The organism is Pseudobdellovibrio exovorus JSS (assembly GCF_000348725.1).
Classification (GTDB): domain Bacteria; phylum Bdellovibrionota; class Bdellovibrionia; order Bdellovibrionales; family Bdellovibrionaceae; genus Pseudobdellovibrio; species Pseudobdellovibrio exovorus.
The window spans coordinates 2186935-2206131 of record NC_020813.1; the positions used below are offsets into that span (position 1 = coordinate 2186935).

The window sequence follows — 19197 nt, forward strand, 5'->3', positions numbered from 1 at the left end:
CTATTCCTTCCTCGCAACCCACATATTGATAGCACTTGACGCTTTTTCTTCATCTTTTTGCATCAAGGCTAAAATTCTATCTTTCAACAGTTCACTTTCTGCTTTTTCAGGGTCTATCGACTCTTGTAAAATCGGTAACACTGAAGAAAGGCCCGGAAGGGAATTATCCACAGAGTGAAGCTCTTCCAGCTCTTCTAAAGTTCTTGGTAACATCTCTTCGACAGAGTCTGTGAATGAATCGGTTATCCATTGCATGAATGGACGTACCACCATGAAGAAGAATAACAATAACGAGAATCCAAGTAAGCCCCATTTCATTAAAGACTGTACTAATTTTTTCTTTTCGATATTTGTTAACAGTCTTTCGCTATCACTGAAGTCTTCAACTTGGAACTGAATCGACTCAATTTTAACACTGTCACCACGTTGAGGCGAAAAGCCCACTGCATTTTTTACTAGTGATTCGTACTTAGCGATTTCTTCTGCTGTGCGAGGAGCCCATGAGTTTGTGCTTGTTCCGTCAGCGTTCGTCACAGTCGTATTAACACCATCAATCAACACAGCTACTGTGATTTTTTCAACAGCACCTGCAGCTTCTTTGATATTTTTTACTGTTTTAGGAACATCGTAGTTTACTGTTTTAAGCTCTTTTTTTACATCTTGCTTAAAGCCAACTTGTCCACTGCCGTCTTCAGCACCAGGGATATTAGAACGAGAACCTGGAATACCCACTGGATTCGTACGCGCTCCGTCTAAAGACTCTTCCTGTGTCGTCTGCGAGCGAATCGCTGTACGATCTGGATCAACGCTTTCTTCAACCGAAGTGATCACTTTGTGATTCACTGTCGCATCCACTTTAGCAACGACTTTGCCGTGACCGACAACCTTAGATAAAATCGACTCGATACGACTTTCGAAATCACGCTCGACTCTAGCTTTGTGTTCCATGATTTCGCTAGAGGCACCTGTCACACCTTCAGATACACGACTGATCATTTTTCCACGATCATCTAAAATGGTAACACGCTCAGCATCCATACCTTCCACTGCATTCGCCACTAAATAACGAATACCGCGAACTTGATCCTGAGATAACTCTTTACCTGCATGCAATTCAACAACCACCGAAGCCGATGGTGGAGCCGATTCTTCCAACATTGTTTTCTTTGCTGGTAAAGCCAAGATAACTTTTGACTGCTTAACTGCAGAAAGAGTGTTGATCGCACGGATCAACTCACCTTGTAGGGCACGTTGATAATTGATTTTTTGAGTGTAAGAGTTCACACCGAACTCTTGCTTATCAAAAATCTCAAGTCCCATACTGCCCATTTTTGATGAGCCCACTTCTGACATCAACTGCATTTGAGTTGCATGTAAGAAGTCTTTTGGGACTGTTACTGTTTTTCCATCATCACGCAATTGATACGGGATGTTTTTTGAATTTAATTTCTCGATGATAACTGGAACTTGCTCTGGAGGGACATTCGTCAACAATACAGCGTAGTCTTTGCCTGACGCCATAAATACAACTGCACCAATAGCAATAATACCGATGAAAACCGATGTAACCAAAGCCATACGCTTGGTCGGACCAAGCGATTTATAGAACTCTTGAAATTGACCAACAATCCCGCCAAAGAACTTATTCACATTACACCTGCATTCTCATGATTTCTTGGTAAGCATCGATAATTTTATTGCGGACTTGAACCATAGTTCTTAAAGCGATGTCCGCTTTTTCCGTCGCAATCATGACACCCGCGATGTCATCTGTTTTACCTGTTGCTAACTCTTGCGCTTTGCGATCTGCATCGAGGTGCAATTGGTTCACATTGCCCACAGCTTCTTTCAAAGTGTCTGCGAAAGACGGTCCAGATGTTCCCGCTGTAGGGGCTGAATCAATCTTGATTGATTTTGAATCCAGACTTCCTGTTTCTAGAAATCTGTTTGCATTTGAGATTGTTAAACCGTCCATGGTCTATACTCCTCTTAAAAATGTACCAAATGATTCTTACTCTTAATTATCTACCAATTTCCAGTGCACTTAAAGCCATATCTTTGGTTGCCTGCACGGCCTGTACGTTAGCCTCGTAAGCCCGCGTAGCCTGTATCATATTCGTCATTTCTTCCATGATGTTGATATTCGGGTAAGCCACATAGCCTTCCTCGTTTGCATCTGGATGCCCTGGCTCATATTTCAAGATAGGCGCTTTCGTGTCGTGAACAATATCCGTGACCTGAACTCGATTAAAGTCTGCCTTCGGATCATTGACACCCATGATATCTCCAAAAGATTTAGCATCGGGCATGGCCTCGAAAACCACATCCTTACGACGATACGGCCCCCCTTCAGGAGTACGCGTTGTATTGATGTTGGCAATATTAGACGAAATCGTGTTTTGACGAGCTCTTTGAGCCGCCATACCACTTGAGCCGATTCTGAAACCAGATAAAAAGTCACTCATTCCCTATACTCCTTATTTCGTTTCGCTGATGGCGTATTTCATCGCTGCCATTTTTTTGTTAATCAACTGCAGAGCCGCTTTGTACATAATCGAGTTTTCAGCCAAAGCTGCCATTTCTTTATCACGATCCACTGTGTTTCCGTCATTGCTGACCGCCACATCTGGGTTTTCATAAATTCCTGGTGTCACTTCCATTTTTCCACCGACGGCATAGTGATCCATGTGAGAAGTCGTCAAAGAATTATTACCATCCATGTCCAGAGCGCGAGACAAAGCATCTTCAAAGTCGACCTTTTTAGCGTGATAATTCGGCGTATCTGCATTGGCGATGTTAGCAGCAGTCACATTGTGACGGATCTGCCTCATGGCCAACGATGTTGCTAGAGCGGCCGTTGTTTTATCAAATAGGTTACTGCTCATAAGTACCCCTCTTCTCTGTATTGGTTGATTTTATTTCTTAATGTCCGGATAGAGATTCCCAAAATCTCAGCGGCGCGCGTGCGATTTTGGTGTACGAAGTAAAGCGTCTGCAAGATGTACTTACGTTCGATTTCATCCAGCTTTTGTCCAATAGTGAATTCCAGCTCTTTGGTTTGTAAGTTCAGCTCGATGTGTTCTGGCTCAACGACCGATTTGGCTTCAACTCCGTTTAGTGCGTTAAAAAATGCTTTCTCCAGCGTTGACTCCAACTCATGAAAGTTCCCCGGCCAATTGTACTGTAAGAGCTTTTCCGCTGCCTTTTCGGTTAATTTAACCGCTGTACTGTTGTTCATAAGCCCTAAAACCTCAGTGAAGAAGTTCGCAAAGCCTACAATATCAGCTTTTCTGTCCTCTAAATTCGGTAACTCGACCACGCACGTTTTCTGGCGATCAAACATCTTCATCACATCATAGGCCATCTCTTTAGACGTCACGACAATAGCTGAATCCAAACCTGCAGGTGGCATCACTTCATCAAAAAGATTCTCTTGCACATTACCAAACGCTACGCGGTTTATATAATTCATCATCGTGGTTTTTCCAGAACCATCTTGACCAACGATGATGAAAAAAGATTTGTCCAACTGAGCGTGCAATGATTCCAGAACATTGAGCATCACTGGGCTTGTAATTTCAAATGAGCCGTACTGATATTTCATTATTGTTGCTCCCCGAATTGAGACATTGCAGGAATACGTTTCAGATGTTTTTTATAGTCCACATCCCAAGACGCCTGCTTCATTTTCTCGTCAGCTAATTGTTTCCAAACGCCGCCTTTATCCGCTTCGATAAAGCTCCATGCATTTTCAGCCTTTTTGATTTCACCGGCTTTGAAATGCAAATCACCGAGTAAATAACGCTCTTGATTCATGCCGTATTTCGCCCCGTGCTTTTTCAAAAGCGAAGAGAGCATATCAATAGCTTGTGCACTTTTTCCTTGGGAAATCAGCAATTGCGAGTACTCATTCGCCAATTTTACTAAATCTGATTTCTGAGGATTTTCATCAGCTAACAAAGCCGTACGACACTTTTCATATGTACCAATAGCTTCATTGAACTCGCTTTTGCCCACTTGCATTTCAGCCAGTTTAAAATTCACTGGTAATGCTAAGCTGGCATTGCCTTGCCATAATCCTGATAAATCCTTCAGATAACGAGCCGATGTAGAACTGTCGCCACGCTGTTCATATAAATGCGATGCTAATTGCACACGCTCCACTTGCTCGCTTTCAGAAAGTTTTAAAGGATTCTGAATTTTATCTAAAAAGTGATACGCATCTTGGTAGGCTACATTGTTGTAGCTTCCATTCGCTAACTTCAAATAAAGGCTATCAAAAGATGGCAAATATTGATTTACGCGGGCCACTTTCTCTTCCGGTTTACCTGAAATTTGATTTAAGTTTCCTAAAACTTTGCGATACTTTTCTAAAGCCACTTCGTAGGCTCCAGCGCTGTCATACGCTAAACCTAAGAAATAATCGGTATCAATGCGGCTATGAGTTTTTAGCCATGTATCTGCATATTGTCTGTATGTCTTTAACAGCGAGTGAAACTGTTGGTTATCTGCCAACTGCTTGATTTCATCACTGATGTTTTTAGCAATTCTGTTCGTAACTTGTTTAACATCTGGTCTGTTGGGATTCTGCTGATAGAATTTTGACAAAATATCAATAGCTTTTAAGTAGTTCTGTCTTCTGGCAAAACCATCCGCCACCATAACCACTTTAAATTGATCGATATTAGGTAAATCACTTTTTTCAGCTAGCTCATCCATTTTTTTCAATGTAGGTTCTAGCTCTTCATTCTTCATAGACTTCATCTTGGTACTTAATAGATGCAATCTTGCTACGATAGTTTTAGGGCTATCACCATAGCGGAAGTGAGTTTCTAAATAAGCACCCACAGATTTTGTCTGTTCTGCCCCCATAATGTCTAAAAGCTCACCGACACGAGTTAAAGCATACGGAGCAAAATCATGTGTTGGGAAATTTTGGGCAAAATCCAAAGCTGACTGATGAGATTCGCGATACTTTTCCTTCCAAAATTGCGCTTCCATTTTATTAAAATATGCACTTGGAAATAACTGTGAAACGAGCGGATGCTTTTTGATCGCTTGATCGTAAGCACCTGTGGCCTCATCAAACTTCTTACCAAAGAAGTTAAAGTCACCGCGTCTAACAGCGACTTCAGCTAAAACTAATTTATCTTTTGTGTTTTTTTCAACTTCGTTCAGTACCGCTAAGGCATCTGGCAGCTTATTAATTCTAGAATAGCCATAAGACAACCCCAACTGAGCGTACAATTTAGAAATTTTATTCGCATATTTTTTATTTTCGATATGCAAATTCAATCGTCTAATCGCTGACATATAATCAGCTTTATCAATAGCTAACATTCCCGTTAATAACGACGTGCGCTCACTCAATTGAGACTCTGGATACTGTGTTAGCGCTTCACGATATGCATTTTGCGCTTGCTCGTAAAAAGCATCATTTTGTTCTTCTTTCCACAACTCGACAAAGGCATCACCTTTCATAAAGGCCACCATTTCGTGATAGCGCGATTGTGGATATTTTTGAGCAAACCAGTCTGCTGTCTGTAAAAATACTAAGTATTTTTTTCTATTAAATAATGTGCGCAGAAGCCTAGCCTGTTTATTTTCTTCTGTTTTTTCTGGCTGAACTTCGTAAACCGGTGGATTTTCTTTCATTTTCTTCCAAAAAGAAAATTCAGACTCTAAAATTGGAAACTTTAAATAGTAGTTGCTGCGACTTTTGATAATCGCATCTTCATTATATTCCGATTCTTTCATCGCAAAACGGGCAAACTTCGCATCACCCGCATCGTATAATCCCGCTTTGGCTAAAACAGAGGTCTCGATTCCTGCTGGATCATCAATTCTTAAAATATCAACGTCAGCAGGGCGGCGATCTGCGGCTTTGTCTGTAGCTTCTGACTTAGTCGTTGCTGCCGTCTTCGCTGTGGCCTTTGGTTTTTCTTCCTGAGCTGCTATCGGAGCCTCTGACTTATAGAAATCTACTATTAACTTAGAGGGTTGATCTGTTAAGTAATCAAAAGTTTCAACGCGGTCATTTTTTAAGATGAATTCAACAAGCCATTTTTTCTTATCTGGGCTTTCCGCAATCTGTATAGATTCAACAAATGGATTTTTGACGTTACGAATCTGCTCTAAGGCTTGCTGGTCGGCACTTTTGACCTCTAGCTGGACTTTAGTTTGTCCCTTAGATTTTACACGTTTTAAATCATAGTCCCAACTTTGCTGACCAGAAAGCTCAAAGCTTAAAGTTTCACCTTCAAAGTTAACGGCTCCTTTTACGTTAGAAGCACTAGACTCAGAGACATCAACCAATAAAAAACAGACTGCTAAAAAAAAGATCTTTTTCATCGGAGTATTCAAAAAGCATTTCAAGTGCCAGAAAATATCGAGGCTCAGATGCCTTTATTTTTTAGGCTAGGAAAAAAAATCCAACTTTTTTGGCTCGTCCAGCCAAATCAATGACAGTCGAGTCCAGTGTCCTCAGTTTAATTTGAACTAGACTCGACTGAGTTAATAAGTCCCGACATACTTAAAAAACATCATGCAAAAACAACTTGTTGCCACCATTCTTATTGTGTTCATGCCATTTCTATTTGTGTCTTGTGTTTCTTCTATATTAAAGGACAAGCCGCCGACTTTTAGTTCTGAGATCACTTTAAAAGATCCGTCGTCTCCTTTTACAAGAACACGCACCTCTGTTTTTCCTTCTTGGAAAAGCAGTCAATCAGGCAATGTTATTTCTATCGTATCTGACTGTAATGAAAACTCTCCGGCAACACTTTCGTCATTACATCAACTTATTGAAAGCAGCTTAGAAAGCCCTCAAATCATCTCTGAAGAAAATATCACGATCCAAGATCGCCCCTCTTTATTAAAAGTAGTGAACGCACAATTAGATGGCTATCCAATCGAAGTTCGATCTGTATCATTCAGAAAAAAATCTTGTGGTTACGTCAGTTCTTTATCTGGAAAAAAAGGAACTCTTGAAGCCGATCGTGCCTCTTTCGAGCAGTTTTTAAATAATTTGAGTTTTAAATGATCAGACAGACCGCCTTGCCCCTTAAAGACTGGATCGAAGAGCAGCTTTATTTCTTAGGCGGAATCACTCTTTTAATGCGCGATTGTATACGTGAAGGGTTTAAGCGCCCTTTCTATGGCAATCTCTTAGTTGAACAAATTTATCAAATCGGTGTCCGCTCATTTCCTCTTATATTAGTGACTTCAGGGACTATTGGGATGGTGATGGCTTTGCAGTTTGGTTTCGGTCTGGAAAAGTTTGGTGGCAAACCCTATGTTCCCCGCCTTGTGGCTTCGACTATTTTTCGCGAAATTGGTCCGATGTTCACCAGCCTGATGCTAGCAGCCCGCGTGGGAGCCGGTATGGCCAGTGAAATTGGATCTATGGTGGTCACACAACAAATTGATGCTATTCGCGCCTTAGGGACCTCACCGATAAAAAAGATTGTCCTTCCCCGTATCTTAGCCTGCTTAATTATTCTTCCGCTTTTAGCGGCTATGGCCAATGTTATCGGTAATGCCGGTGGATGGCTGATCGGTGTCTCTGAATTAGGATTAGATCCTCAGTTTTATTATCGTCGTATCTTAGATACAGCCAATATTCGTGACTACCTTTCTGGTTTCGGAAAGACATTCTTCTTTGCTTTATTTATCGCGGTTCCTTCCTGTTATTTCGGACTCAATGTGAAGAATGGTACTCAAGAAGTAGGAATGGCGACTCGTAAAGCCGTGGTGACCTCTTCTTTATTGATCTTATTGGGTGACTTCTTCTTAGCTAAACTATTCTGGATATTAGAAAAATGGCTGTAATTGAAGTAAAAGACTTTCGTAAATCCTTTGGTCCCAAAGTCGTCCATGACGGCGTGAGTTTTTACGTCCGAAAAGGTGAATGCCTTGGCCTTGTCGGCGGCTCTGGAACTGGGAAATCTGTTTTACTACGCAGTTTGATCGGACTTGAAATACCTAACTCAGGTAGTATCGCCATCAACGGAGAAGAAATCACAAAATTCAATGAGTCGCAGTGGCTTCGACTACGTAAAAAAGTCGCCTATGCTTTTCAAGGCGGCGCCCTATTCGATTCAATGACCGTTTTTCAAAATCTTTCTTATCCTCTAGCTGAACACACGAAAATGTCCAAAGAGGAAATCAAACAGCGCATTGCCAATCAGTTGGCTGATTTCGGTCTTGCGGGAACAGAATCCCTGTATCCCAATGAGCTTTCAGGTGGAATGCAAAAGCGCGTAGGGTTAGCGCGCGCTATGATGCTAGAGCCAGAAGTTCTTCTGTATGATGAACCCACAGCTGGCTTAGATCCTTACAATACAAAACGCATTCAGGAGCTTATCCTGAATTTAAAAACTAAAGGTGTAACATCCATCCTTGTAACTCACGATATGCCAACGGCGTTGGCTGTCTGTGACAAGTTCGCTTTCTTGAAAGATAAAGTGATTAAAGAGCAAGGTACAATTGATCAGTTAAAAAACCGAACTGACAGTTTGATTCATCAATTCATCGAAGGAAATATCTTATGACACAAATCAAAGTCGGAGCCTTTCTATTTGCTGGTATCATGATTTTACTGGTAACCGTTTTCACAATCGGTTCTAACAGTTCACTTTTTCAAGAAGTTATTGAAGTACAAAGCTATTTTGACTCTGTTCAAGGCCTCAATAAAGGAGCTGTTGTTTCTTTAGCCGGAGTAAAAATTGGCAACGTAGAAAATATTGCTTTTGATGAAAATCGCAATTTGGTGCGTGTCACCTCTGTTATTGACAGTTCTTTCCGTAGCAAATTACGCACAGACAGCCGTGTAGAAATCAGAACGCAAGGAGCTTTAGGAGATAAATATCTGTACGTTACACCGGGAAGTAGTGAAGAGTTCGTAACCAATGACTCAGAACTTGTTGCCGACTACGGCAATGATATTTTGTCGGTGATCTCAAAACGTGGAAATGAAAGTGAACATATCTTTGATATCCTCAAAGACTTAAAGACAATCACTCACGCACTTGCTGAAAACAACAAGGTCGGTCACGTTACAAATAACTTAGAAAAGGCGTCTGCTAATCTTGTGCAATTGACAGAGCAACTGAACAAAACTGTTAAATCTGGAAGTCTAGATCGCTCGGCTGCTAAACTAGAAAAAATCTTAGATAAAGTCGATCGTGGTGAAGGCACTTTAGGCGCCTTGATCAATGACAATTCTGTACACGAAAGAATTAAGAGCATTCTAGGAGCTGGACAAAAAAGTCAGCAAGTCCGCAGCATCTTAAAATCATCCGTTGAAGAGTAGTTTTATTATTACTTAATATATTACTTAATAAATTTTTTCAGATTGGTTTTGAACTTTTCGTCATTCGTTGATGGCGTCATTTTACGATCCAAAGTCAATCGCACTTCTTTAACAAAACCCGCACGAAACTTCTGATTTACCGAGTGTTTAATTGGCTCTAGCATGAAGCTCATCTGCTGCATCCATACGGAGTTACGCACCCACAGCCACAGGACACCTTGGTGATACGAAATCGGCTCTGCATGTTCAGATACAGTGGGACCCACCACATCCTTCCAGCTTAGCCACAACTTCCAGCGCAAGTATTGATCCGAAACAGGCCCAGCTTTATCCTCTAAGAGCTTGTGTAGCACTTCAGCGCTGGTATTGAATTTAGATTTAAAATCCTGTTCGGAAGACATACCTACAAGTACCACAAAGCCTTGCTTTTTTCATTAATAAAGTCTACTGATAACCCGATGATATCTGAATCTACGTCTAAAAACATTACAGTGGTTGGAGCCGGCCTGGCTGGCAGCGAATGTGCTTTACAGTTAGCTCAGTTTGGCTTTGACGTGGTTCTTTATGAAATGCGCGGAGTAAAAAATACACCGGCCCATAAGACAGATCATTTTGCTGAGCTCGTCTGCTCGAACTCGTTCGGTAGCCTTTCTGAAGTTTCAGCACCAGGTCAGTTGAAGTGGGAAGCAGAACACCTCGGATCATTCATCTTAAAGGCAGCTAAAGAATTCGCCGTTCCCGCAGGGCAAGCTCTGGGAATTGACCGCGAACGCTTTGCCGCAAAAGTTACAGAGCTCGTCAATAGTCATCCTAAAATTACAGTCAAACGAGATGTCGTAACTTCGCTAGATCAAATTCCGCGCCCTGCTGTTATTGCCACCGGTCCATTAACTGACGAGGGCTTAGCTGCCAGTTTACAACAACACTTCGGGGATGAGTTTCTTTACTTCTTCGATGCCATTGCCCCAATCATTGATGCAGACTCGATCAACACAGATATTGCGTGGAAGGCCGATCGTTACGATAAAGGGACTCCTGATTACTACAATTGTCCCCTTGATAAAGAACAGTACTTCAATTTCATTAACGAAATCAAAGCGGCGCGAAAAATTGAACCGAAGCATTTCGAAAGCACCGAGTTCTTTGAAGGCTGTATGCCCATCGAGGCCATGATTGATCGCGGAGATCAAACCCTACGCTTCGGTCCCATGAAGCCTGTGGGACTTACTAATCCAAAGACAGGACGCTATCCATTTGCCGCTGTTCAATTACGTCAGGACAATAAAGAGGGCACCGCCTATAACATCGTGGGATTTCAAACCCGAATGGCTTACGGCGAACAAACACGTATCTTCCGTATGATTCCAGGTCTTGAAAATGCGGAGTTCCTAAAACTCGGTAGCATCCATCGCAATATGTATATTAATTCCCCGAAGCGATTGAATCGTGATCTTTCGAGTAAGAATGACCCTTGGTTGTTTTTTGCAGGTCAAATCACTGGCGTCGAAGGTTATTTTGAATCCACTTGTATCGGTCTGTTAGTGGCTCGCTTCCTGCGTCAAAAGTTACAGGACCAAAGCTTCAGTCCGCCACCGCGCACCAGTGCTATGGGATCGCTGTTAGAAGCCATAACTGATCCATTTCGAGAAAAAAACTTTCAGCCGACCAATATCAACTTTGGACTGCTGCCCCCGTTAGCTGACTCGATTAAAGACAAAAAAGAAAAAAAGACGCAACAAGTTCGTTTAGCACAAGAAGCTTTGCGGTCTTGGTCTAACTGATTATAATATCTGAGATATGTCATCGAATGCATCAGGTGGAATTAGCGAATTTTTAAATGAGCTTGGGGAATCAGAATCTCTGGCGGCTTTACGAGAAGCTCACAGCCAGCAATCCCCTTTTGTCTTCAAGATTGATGAGTTTCCCACTCCGCAAAAAGTCAGCATTGCTAACTTCCTCGATAAGCGCGCTATTTTGGATGCGGAAACTTCAAAAATTCAACTGCCTGAAAATCGCGAGATTTCATTTAAGTTCAACATCGGAACCGAAGTTTACTTTGTTAAGACCGCATTGAAGTCACACCTGAATCGCTACTATTTCGATATGTCGTCGAAAGTGATTCAGCTTAAAAGACGTAAAGAGCCTCGCTTTATGATTCCTAAAAAATGGAATCAGACCGCTTCGATTGTGAACTTACAAATCAAGGGCACCTCTTTTAAATGCCTAGTGCATGATATCTCGTTATCAGGTATCCGCTTTGAGATGCTTGAAGGCGTTTGCTCTTACAAACGCGATGACATTATTCATATCAAATTCCAAATCTATAAACGCGGCGAAGTGAGCACCTCGGCCATCGTGAGATTTGTATTAGTTCGCCCCAATGCGAATCCTCTTTTAGGAATTGAATTTGCACAGATTTCTGATGTGAACAGTCAGCGTGTGGCGGATATCATCGAAGATATCCGCATCTATCACGCAACCACCAAGTAAAACCAAGTAAATCAATTAGATAGTCAAAGTCATTTCAGCGCGAGATGACTCATCTAACGCTTCGACCACAGGTCTGAAGTGAAGACGGCAACGGGCTTCATAGAACTGTTGTGATCCCACTTCAATTTGTGAGTCTGCAGAACCACCAATTTTTTGTGTGTAGGTGGCTAGCTCACCACACTTAGTGCAAATCGCACGATGTTTTGTCACATCTTCTGCAATCGCCATCAATGTTGGAATGGGCTCAAAGGGTTGACCTTTCCAGTCCATATCCAATCCCGAGATGATCACACGCACTCCACGCGCCGCTAAGTCACGGCAAACAGGTACAAGCTCCATTGTGAAGAATTGTCCTTCGTCAAAAGCGACAACTTTCGTGTCATCTGCCAAATGATCCCAAACATCATGGATATTCGCCAAAGGAGTGGCTTCCACTTGGTTTTGATTATGAGATGTCACATTCGTTTGGTGATAGCGCTGATCGATAATAGGTTTAAAAACTTGTACTTTTAATTTAGCGTATTGAGCGCGACGCACACGTCTGATCAGCTCTTCTGTTTTTCCACTGTACATAGAACCCGCTACAACTTCGATCCAACCGCTCATCTATTCCCCCTCCGAAATGCAGTCTGCGCGCCACTCTTAACCAAAATGGCACTACTAAATGATGTTCAGATTTTGGACCTTTGTCTTGAAAAAAATTTCACGCTACGCAGAATTTTACACTTCGATAGCCGCTATATTCGAGTACAAAAAAAAGCCGTCCCTTTTTTAATGACCCAGACAAAAGCCTATACTACAGAAACTCCAGCCATGAGGAAAAAGACAGCACTGGTGCTTTTTTTAGCACTTTTATCATCTTCAGTTTCTGGCACGCCGGAAAAGACTTCAGAGTCTATGTTTCGTCCTGTATTTGTTCGGGATGGGCATATGAATGCCTATGAATTTAGGAAGTTCCAAGATCACACCTTGGATCGTCTGCCTAGTTATAAAAAGATCTTTAAAAAGTACTCTCAAAAATATAACGTGCCGTGGACTCTGTTAGCCGCAGTGGCTTACCAAGAGTCGAAGTGGGATGAAAAAGCCGTCAGCTATACGGGCGTTAAAGGCCTGATGCAGTTAACCCTACAAACAGCCCTCCACGTTGGTATATCGGACCGTGAAGACCCTTATGAAAGCATCCGTGGTGGTGCCTATTATCTTCAATACCTCTATGGGAAGACCTCTAAGAAGCTAAAACCACACCAGCGCTGGACACAGGCTCTAGCCGCTTACAATATCGGCTGGGGACATTTACGAGACGCCCACCGCCTAGCAGCCAAGCTTAAAAAGAATCCTTACCAATGGAATGATCTAAAAGAAGTTTTACCTTTCCTAGAAGACGAAACTTACGCCTTAGATCTACGCTACGGCATGGCCCGTGGAAATGAGACTGTCGATTTTGTCGATAATGTTTTTAGATATTATAAAATTCTGAACACCACATTCAGTGTGGAAACAACTATCGCCGGCCTGTAATCACAAACCGGCAACTTCTAATAAAATAACTACTCAACTGTTACTGACTTCGCCAAGTTACGTGGTTGATCCACGTCATAACCTAAACTGTCGGCTAAGTGATATGCCATTAGCTGCAATGGCACCACTGATAGAAGTGGACTTGTCATCCAGCTTGTTGCCGGAATCGAAAGATAGTACTCACTCATAGATTTCAACGATGGATTTTCATCTGTACCGATTGAGATAATCTTTCCGCCGCGAGCCTTAGCTTCCTGTAAATTACTGATCGTCTTTTCAATCAACTCATCTGTTGGCGCCACCACAACAATCGCCATACGGGCATCAATCAACGCTAAAGGCCCATGCTTCATTTCCCCTGCGGCATAACCTTCTGCGTGCATATAGGCTAATTCTTTCAGTTTTAAAGCGCCCTCAAGGGCAATCGGATAGCTAACACCACGGCCAAGATATAAGAACCCTTTGAAATCCTGTAACTTCTTAGAAGCCTCAGAGAAATACTTATCGAAGGCCAAAACCACTTCGATCTGACTTGGAATGGCTAAAAGACTTTTCACATACTCTTGCTCTTGAGCGCGGCTTAAAGTTCCGCGAGCTTTTGCAATTTGCAAAGCTAATAAGTTGGCTAAAGCCAAGGTGCTAGTAAACGCTTTCGTACTCGCCACACCGACTTCCACACCTGAGTTCATGTAAAGATGCCCGTGCGCCTCGCGGTCAATTGAAGAGCGCTGAACATTTGTAATACTTAAAGTCAGCGCGCCTTTTTCTTTCGCCATACGAATAGCGGCTAAGGTATCAGCTGTTTCACCACTTTGTGAAATCGTGATCACTAAAGTATTTTTAGGGATAATCGGCTTACGGTAGCGGAACTCACTGGCAATATCCACTTGTACAGGAATACCACTCACTTGTTCGATCAAGTACTGAGCCACATTTCCGGCATAGAAACTGGTACCACATGCCACGAAAATAATACGCTCGATAGATTTAAAAACTTCATCTACTGGCTTATCGAAACCCAAGTTCTTTAAGTTTACTTCATGTTTATCAGTATCTATGTGTGGCTGAATCGCCATCGCCACTGCACGCGGCTGCTCGTAGATTTCTTTTAACATGAAGTGTTTGAAACCCATCTTCTCGATCTGTTCAGGGTTCCAATCCAATGTGACCACTTGTTTTTTTAGCGGAGCTCCTAAGGCAGAATAGTACTTCACATCTTTATTTTGGATATGAACCACTTCGCGATCTTCAAGATAGACATAGTCTTTCGTGTGCTGAAGAGCCGCTTGCACGTCACTGACAACAAAGTATTCATTTTTATCAGCATTAAGTCCCACGATTAATGGTGGACCATCTTTAAAAGCTACTAACTCATCCGGAGATTTTTCCCACATCACCACAACCGAGAACGCACCGATCAATTTTGACAAGGTTGTCTGTACCGCTTGCAAAAGGTTTTGTGTTTTTTTAATTTCTTCATTGATCAAGTGAGCCACTAATTCAGAATCTGTATCGGAGCTGATGTCAGCACCACGTGATAAAAGCTCTTGTTTGATCTCAAGGTAGTTTTCGATGATACCATTATGGACAATACTGATTTCACCCACTTGGTGAGGATGCGCATTTCTTTCCACCGCCGCACCATGAGTCGCCCAACGTGTGTGTCCAATACCTAGATGTCCATTGAATTTTTCGCCAGCTAGTTTTTCTTCTAGATTTTTTAATTTACCTTCGGCGCGAACTCGTTTTGTTTTGCCATCATTCAAGATAGCTACTCCCGCGCTGTCGTAACCGCGATATTCTAATTTTTTTAGACCTTCAACAATAATATTTTTAGGATCTTGCGGCCCTAAGTAACCTACGATTCCACACATAAATTAAGACTCCGATTTTTTTTGAAATTTTTTAGCGTAACCTTCTTTGTTCACTTGCGGAGATCTAGACAGAGCCAGTGCTCCCGCCGGAACATTTTTCGTAACTGTCGTACCCGACGCAATTAACGAATCACTTTCAACTGTTACAGGTGCGACCAACTGAGTATCACTTCCCACAAACACACGATCACCGATAACTGTTTTATATTTCTTTTTATCAGCTGCGTAGTTGCAGGTGATTGTGCCACAGCCGATGTTTACATCTTCGCCAATCTCAGCATCACCTAAGTAAGTTAAATGCCCTGCTTTAGACTTATTGCCGAAATTTACTTTTTTCATTTCAACAAAGTTACCCACATGAGCTGATTCACCAATAGTGGTTTCAGGACGTAAGCGTGCGTAAGGACCAACACTTGCTTTGTTCTTGATGATGACTTGTTCAATGTAACTGCCCGCTTTCATGTGAACACTGTCGCCAATGATTGAATCTGAAATAAAACAATTTGGTTCAATCACAGTAAAGGCGCCGATAGCTGTTTTTCCACGAATAAAAGCACCGGGGTAGATCACACTACCAGCGCCGATGATCACACCTTCTTCAACATGAGTCGCTTGCGGATCAATAAAGATCACTCCGTTTTCCATCAATTTTTTAGTCTTACTTTGGAAAACTTTTTTTGTAGCCTCTGCTAGCTCCGCTTGATTGTTCACACCATGAGCCACATCAGTATTTTTGCTTAATAGCGCTTGTACTTTTAGGCGATCCGTCAGTGCTAGGTCGATCAAGTCAGTTAGGTAGAATTCTTTCTTCGAATTGTTATTTTTAATCAATGGAATATATTTTTTCAGAACTGAAGCTTTTGCTAAATAGATACCCGTATTCACTTCACGAATTTTCAGAGTTTCCATAGAGGCGTCTTTCGCTTCCACAATAGAAACCAACTGATCGTGCTTTCTAACGATACGTCCAAACTCTGCAGGATTGTCTAGCTCGACAGTGATAACAGCTAAGTCCAATTGTTGTTCTTTGAAATCAGAAATAAAATTTTTCAAATCCTGATCTGTAATCAAAGGGTGATCACCATTCATAATGATGACGTCTGTTTCTAATGATTCCAGATTTGCAGATTGCACAGCATTTGCTGTTCCCAATTGTTGCTCTTGGACATGTGTTGAAACATTCAGAGGTTCTAAAACAGTTTTAACCAAACTCTGTCCGTGCCCCACAACAACACGCACTTGTGTGATCCCTGCTTGACGACAAGTACCGATCACACGGGCAATCATCGGCTGACCAGCAACTGGATGTAAAACTTTTGGCAAAGGACTCTTCATACGGGTGCCTTGCCCGCCTGCAAGTATAATAGCTGTAAATTCCATGCTCTGATAGTAATCAAACTAGAGGTTTTTCGTCAGTTGTTTTCTTTTTAAGTCTGGTCAAATTGTGACTTTAGCGGCACACTAAAAACATGATAAAAGCTATCGCTCTTGATCTTGATGACACCCTTTTGGACACCTCGGGCCTTTTAGCCCCAAAGGCCACACTGGATGCATTCAATCACTTGATTAAGAATGGACTCAACCTTTCGGTAGACCAGTGCGAAGAAATGCGCCTACAGCTGATTCAAAGCATGTCCCATCGCGATGTTTTCGAAAAGTTAGCCACCGAGCATGGCACAGAACAGACGCTAGCTCATCTACCTGAAACCATCCGCCTTTTCTATCATCCTGAAATTCCGCAAAAGCTGCCTTTGATGGAAGGGGCCAGACAAAACCTAGATTACCTCAAGGGAAAGTACCCTCTATTCTTGGTTACGGCGGGCACAGAAAAGGCGCAATTACAGAAAGCTCAGGCTTTGGGCATCCAGTCTGATTTTCAAAAAATTTATATCGTCGACAGTATTTCTAAAAAACGCAAAAAAGATGTTTTTTTAGATATTGTTCAGAATCTCTCTATTCCACCAGAGTCGCTTCTATGTGTAGGCAACTCTATTCTTTCAGAAATTTCGGATGCATTACAAGTTGGAGCCATCGCGTGCTATTTTGAGTTTGGCGAAAGTCGCGGAACTGTTGAGCAGCTTCCAAGACCTCCTCACTACCACATCCATCATCATTCTGAGTTGATCCCGACATGCCAATTATAAAATCACAGCTCGCTATTCTGTCAGCAGATCAAAATTTGATTCTGAATTTGGCCGAGCATGACCCCGTGGTTCTTTCTGCAGAAGATCTAACTTCACACACATTTGACGTACATATTTTAGTTTATGACAGCCGATTAGAGTTAGCTGCTGATCAACTCAGCGCTTTATCCAATAAGAAGAATCGCGAATTTAAAAAGACGCTATTGCTTCTAGAAAAAGGCAGCTCGCTTCCTGCGCGTGTCCTGAGTCAGGCCAAAAGTGATCAGTACCTTTATATTGAAGATTTGCAGCCCTCTATTCTTCATCAAATTTGGCAAGATATCTCACAGAAAGAACAAGAAGAAGTCTATCTGAATTTATCAAGCGAACTGAATCAACAATACGAAATTATTAAAAACGAATTGCAGCGAAAACTAAAAGAAGAGTCAAAAAATCTTCAAGAAAGTCGCCGACAAATTTCAGAAATCACCACGCGTGTAGAAGTACTACGAAAATCACTATTCGCAACGACAGAGGTCAAAAGCCTACAGGAAGCTGAAGTCGCCTTGAATAAACTGTTAATTGGTTTCGATATGGTGTCTTGGCTTAAGATTGTGCCGGAAGAACAAGTGGCGGCCTTCGAAATAGATTTAGATAAATCGCAAGAATCCCATTGCTATAACAACCAACTGACCATTGGCGAAGACTCTTATACTTTGTATTTTTATAAAAAAGACCGACGGGCTTTTAAAAAACAAGATTTGAACTATTTCGACAAACTCGCCGAAGCTCTTGAGATCAATTTGAATCGCTACAACAATTTACTGTCGCTGCAGCAGAACGAGCGTCTGTTTGACTTAGCCTTTCACTCGTCACCTTACCCTATTATTATTATCAATAGCGATTACACTGTTTCACAAGCCAATCTGGCGGCGGAAAAGAAAGCCAGTACAGATTCGGATAAATGTTACCAGTTGTTATTTGGACGCAATAAACCATGTGCCGGTTGCCAGTTAGGTTCGCGCTTTGAAGTGCAGCACGATGTGCGCACTTACGCGGTACAATCCAGTAAATTCAACAATTTGTTAGACAGTGAACGAAACTATTGGATTCACATGTACGAAGATATCTCGGAACAAAAAGCGCTGGAAAGTAAGTTCCAGCAGACCGCACGTCTTTCTGAGTTAGGCCTTATTTCAAGCTCTATCGCCCACGAGTTAAATAATCCGCTCGGTGGAATTATTTCGTATCTACAGATTATGAAAATGGAATTACCTGCAGATCATCCTTTTCAAAGTGACTTACAGTTTTTGATGGATGCAGCCAACCGCATGAAAAAACATATCGAAGATCTTCTGTTCTTTTCACGCAAAGATGATCCTATTAAATTAGAGACAGTAAATTTAGCCGAAGTCTTTCGCAAAAACCTTGATCTTTTACAGATGCAGTTAAAGAAAGAACATCTGATGGTTTCTTTCCAAGAACCCGCAACACCAGTACCACACGCGGTTTCCGTGTTGCATTTTAGAAACATCATCCACTTAGCTTTTCAATTCTTTCTGTACAAACTTAAGTTCAGACGTCAAAGCAAACCCAGCTTCAACGGCCTAGTCGAGGTTAAAATTTCCCAAGACCAAATCAGTTCTTATTTAAGTCTTGCCGCTAATTTGGGCCCACACGATTTAAAACTGAATACTAATGATCTGAGTCTGATCACTTTAGAAAAGAGTATTTTAGATCAAGGATTTCAACTTGTTATCTCGGAACCGCAAGCTCAATGGATTCAACTTTTAATCAAAATTCCCCGCTAAATAATTCATTTATTTAATTAACCATCTAAGGTCCTGAAATCGTCTGAACTATGCAGATTTTTTGACAC

General features: G+C 41.8%; 19 protein-coding genes. 9 read left to right on the top strand and 10 right to left on the bottom strand.

What is annotated here, in order from left to right; genetic code table 11:
* The 6 genes from fliF to A11Q_RS10835 are packed head-to-tail and all read right to left on the bottom strand — an operon-like array spanning position 1 to position 6351.
* Positions 1-1650: a flagellar basal-body MS-ring/collar protein FliF gene (gene fliF, locus A11Q_RS10810; RefSeq protein ID WP_015470852.1), complete on the bottom strand. Its 1650-nt coding sequence runs from the start codon at positions 1648-1650 to the stop codon at positions 1-3.
* Between the two features lies 1 nt (position 1651).
* Positions 1652-1975 (bottom strand): flagellar hook-basal body complex protein FliE, encoded by a 324-nt coding sequence (fliE, locus tag A11Q_RS10815; RefSeq protein ID WP_015470853.1) that lies wholly within the window; start codon positions 1973-1975, stop codon positions 1652-1654.
* 46 nt (positions 1976-2021) lie between these two features.
* A complete protein-coding gene (flgC, locus tag A11Q_RS10820) occupies positions 2022-2465 on the bottom strand; it encodes a flagellar basal body rod protein FlgC (RefSeq protein WP_015470854.1) in 444 nt (147 codons plus the stop codon).
* A 12-nt stretch (positions 2466-2477) separates the two neighbouring features.
* Entirely contained in the window at positions 2478-2885 is a 408-nt protein-coding gene (flgB, locus tag A11Q_RS10825; RefSeq protein WP_015470855.1) for a flagellar basal body rod protein FlgB, read from the bottom strand.
* A complete protein-coding gene (locus A11Q_RS10830) occupies positions 2882-3604 on the bottom strand; it encodes an AAA-type ATPase lid domain-containing protein (protein ID WP_015470856.1) in 723 nt (240 codons plus the stop codon). Before A11Q_RS10830 ends, flgB begins: the two co-directional genes overlap by 4 nt.
* Positions 3604-6351, bottom strand: coding sequence for a tetratricopeptide repeat protein (locus tag A11Q_RS10835; RefSeq protein ID WP_015470857.1), 2748 nt, complete (start codon positions 6349-6351; stop codon positions 3604-3606). The genes A11Q_RS10830 and A11Q_RS10835 overlap by 1 nt, the downstream gene beginning before the upstream one ends.
* Before the next feature lie 193 nt (positions 6352-6544).
* Between A11Q_RS10835 and A11Q_RS10840 the strand changes: the two genes are divergently transcribed.
* From A11Q_RS10840 to A11Q_RS10855, 4 genes are read left to right on the top strand one after another with little or no spacing between them, the layout of a single operon-like run.
* On the top strand, positions 6545-7042 hold the full coding sequence (locus tag A11Q_RS10840) for a hypothetical protein (RefSeq protein WP_015470858.1): 498 nt from the start codon (positions 6545-6547) through the stop codon (positions 7040-7042).
* Positions 7039-7830 (top strand): MlaE family ABC transporter permease, encoded by a 792-nt coding sequence (locus A11Q_RS10845; protein WP_015470859.1) that lies wholly within the window; start codon positions 7039-7041, stop codon positions 7828-7830. The genes A11Q_RS10840 and A11Q_RS10845 overlap by 4 nt, the downstream gene beginning before the upstream one ends.
* Entirely contained in the window at positions 7821-8552 is a 732-nt protein-coding gene (locus A11Q_RS10850; protein ID WP_015470860.1) for an ABC transporter ATP-binding protein, read from the top strand. Before A11Q_RS10845 ends, A11Q_RS10850 begins: the two co-directional genes overlap by 10 nt.
* On the top strand, positions 8549-9313 hold the full coding sequence (locus A11Q_RS10855) for an MlaD family protein (RefSeq protein ID WP_015470861.1): 765 nt from the start codon (positions 8549-8551) through the stop codon (positions 9311-9313). Before A11Q_RS10850 ends, A11Q_RS10855 begins: the two co-directional genes overlap by 4 nt.
* Before the next feature lie 20 nt (positions 9314-9333).
* On the opposite strand, the gene A11Q_RS10860 is transcribed toward A11Q_RS10855, so the two are convergent.
* A complete protein-coding gene (locus A11Q_RS10860) occupies positions 9334-9729 on the bottom strand; it encodes a DciA family protein (protein ID WP_148284992.1) in 396 nt (131 codons plus the stop codon).
* Between the two features lie 42 nt (positions 9730-9771).
* On the opposite strand from A11Q_RS10860, the gene trmFO reads away from it, so the two are divergent.
* Both trmFO and A11Q_RS10870 read left to right on the top strand, forming a co-directional pair.
* Positions 9772-11094, top strand: coding sequence for a methylenetetrahydrofolate--tRNA-(uracil(54)-C(5))-methyltransferase (FADH(2)-oxidizing) TrmFO (trmFO, locus tag A11Q_RS10865; RefSeq protein WP_015470863.1), 1323 nt, complete (start codon positions 9772-9774; stop codon positions 11092-11094).
* Positions 11095-11110: 16 nt separating this feature from the next.
* Positions 11111-11803, top strand: a complete 693-nt coding sequence (locus A11Q_RS10870; protein WP_015470864.1) for a PilZ domain-containing protein — start codon at positions 11111-11113, stop codon at positions 11801-11803.
* A 15-nt stretch (positions 11804-11818) separates the two neighbouring features.
* Here A11Q_RS10870 and A11Q_RS10875 read toward each other — a convergent pair whose 3' ends face one another.
* Positions 11819-12409 (bottom strand): thymidine kinase, encoded by a 591-nt coding sequence (locus A11Q_RS10875; protein WP_015470865.1) that lies wholly within the window; start codon positions 12407-12409, stop codon positions 11819-11821.
* A 207-nt stretch (positions 12410-12616) separates the two neighbouring features.
* Between A11Q_RS10875 and A11Q_RS10880 the strand changes: the two genes are divergently transcribed.
* Complete coding sequence (locus tag A11Q_RS10880) at positions 12617-13321, top strand: transglycosylase SLT domain-containing protein (protein WP_158320374.1); 705 nt, start codon at positions 12617-12619, stop codon at positions 13319-13321.
* A gap of 29 nt (positions 13322-13350) precedes the next feature.
* Here the strand turns inward: A11Q_RS10880 and glmS are convergent, their stop codons facing one another.
* Positions 13351-15195 carry a glutamine--fructose-6-phosphate transaminase (isomerizing) gene (gene glmS / locus A11Q_RS10885; RefSeq protein ID WP_015470867.1) on the bottom strand — a complete coding sequence of 615 codons (1845 nt, stop codon included), beginning with the start codon at positions 15193-15195 and terminating at the stop codon, positions 13351-13353.
* A 3-nt stretch (positions 15196-15198) separates the two neighbouring features.
* Entirely contained in the window at positions 15199-16575 is a 1377-nt protein-coding gene (glmU, locus tag A11Q_RS10890) for a bifunctional UDP-N-acetylglucosamine diphosphorylase/glucosamine-1-phosphate N-acetyltransferase GlmU (protein ID WP_015470868.1), read from the bottom strand.
* An 89-nt stretch (positions 16576-16664) separates the two neighbouring features.
* Here glmU and A11Q_RS10895 point away from each other — a divergent pair, with 89 nt between their 5' ends.
* Positions 16665-17339 carry an HAD family hydrolase gene (locus tag A11Q_RS10895; protein ID WP_015470869.1) on the top strand — a complete coding sequence of 225 codons (675 nt, stop codon included), beginning with the start codon at positions 16665-16667 and terminating at the stop codon, positions 17337-17339.
* Entirely contained in the window at positions 17327-19129 is a 1803-nt protein-coding gene (locus A11Q_RS10900) for a histidine kinase dimerization/phospho-acceptor domain-containing protein (protein ID WP_015470870.1), read from the top strand. The genes A11Q_RS10895 and A11Q_RS10900 overlap by 13 nt, the downstream gene beginning before the upstream one ends.
* Positions 19130-19197 lie beyond the last annotated feature (68 nt).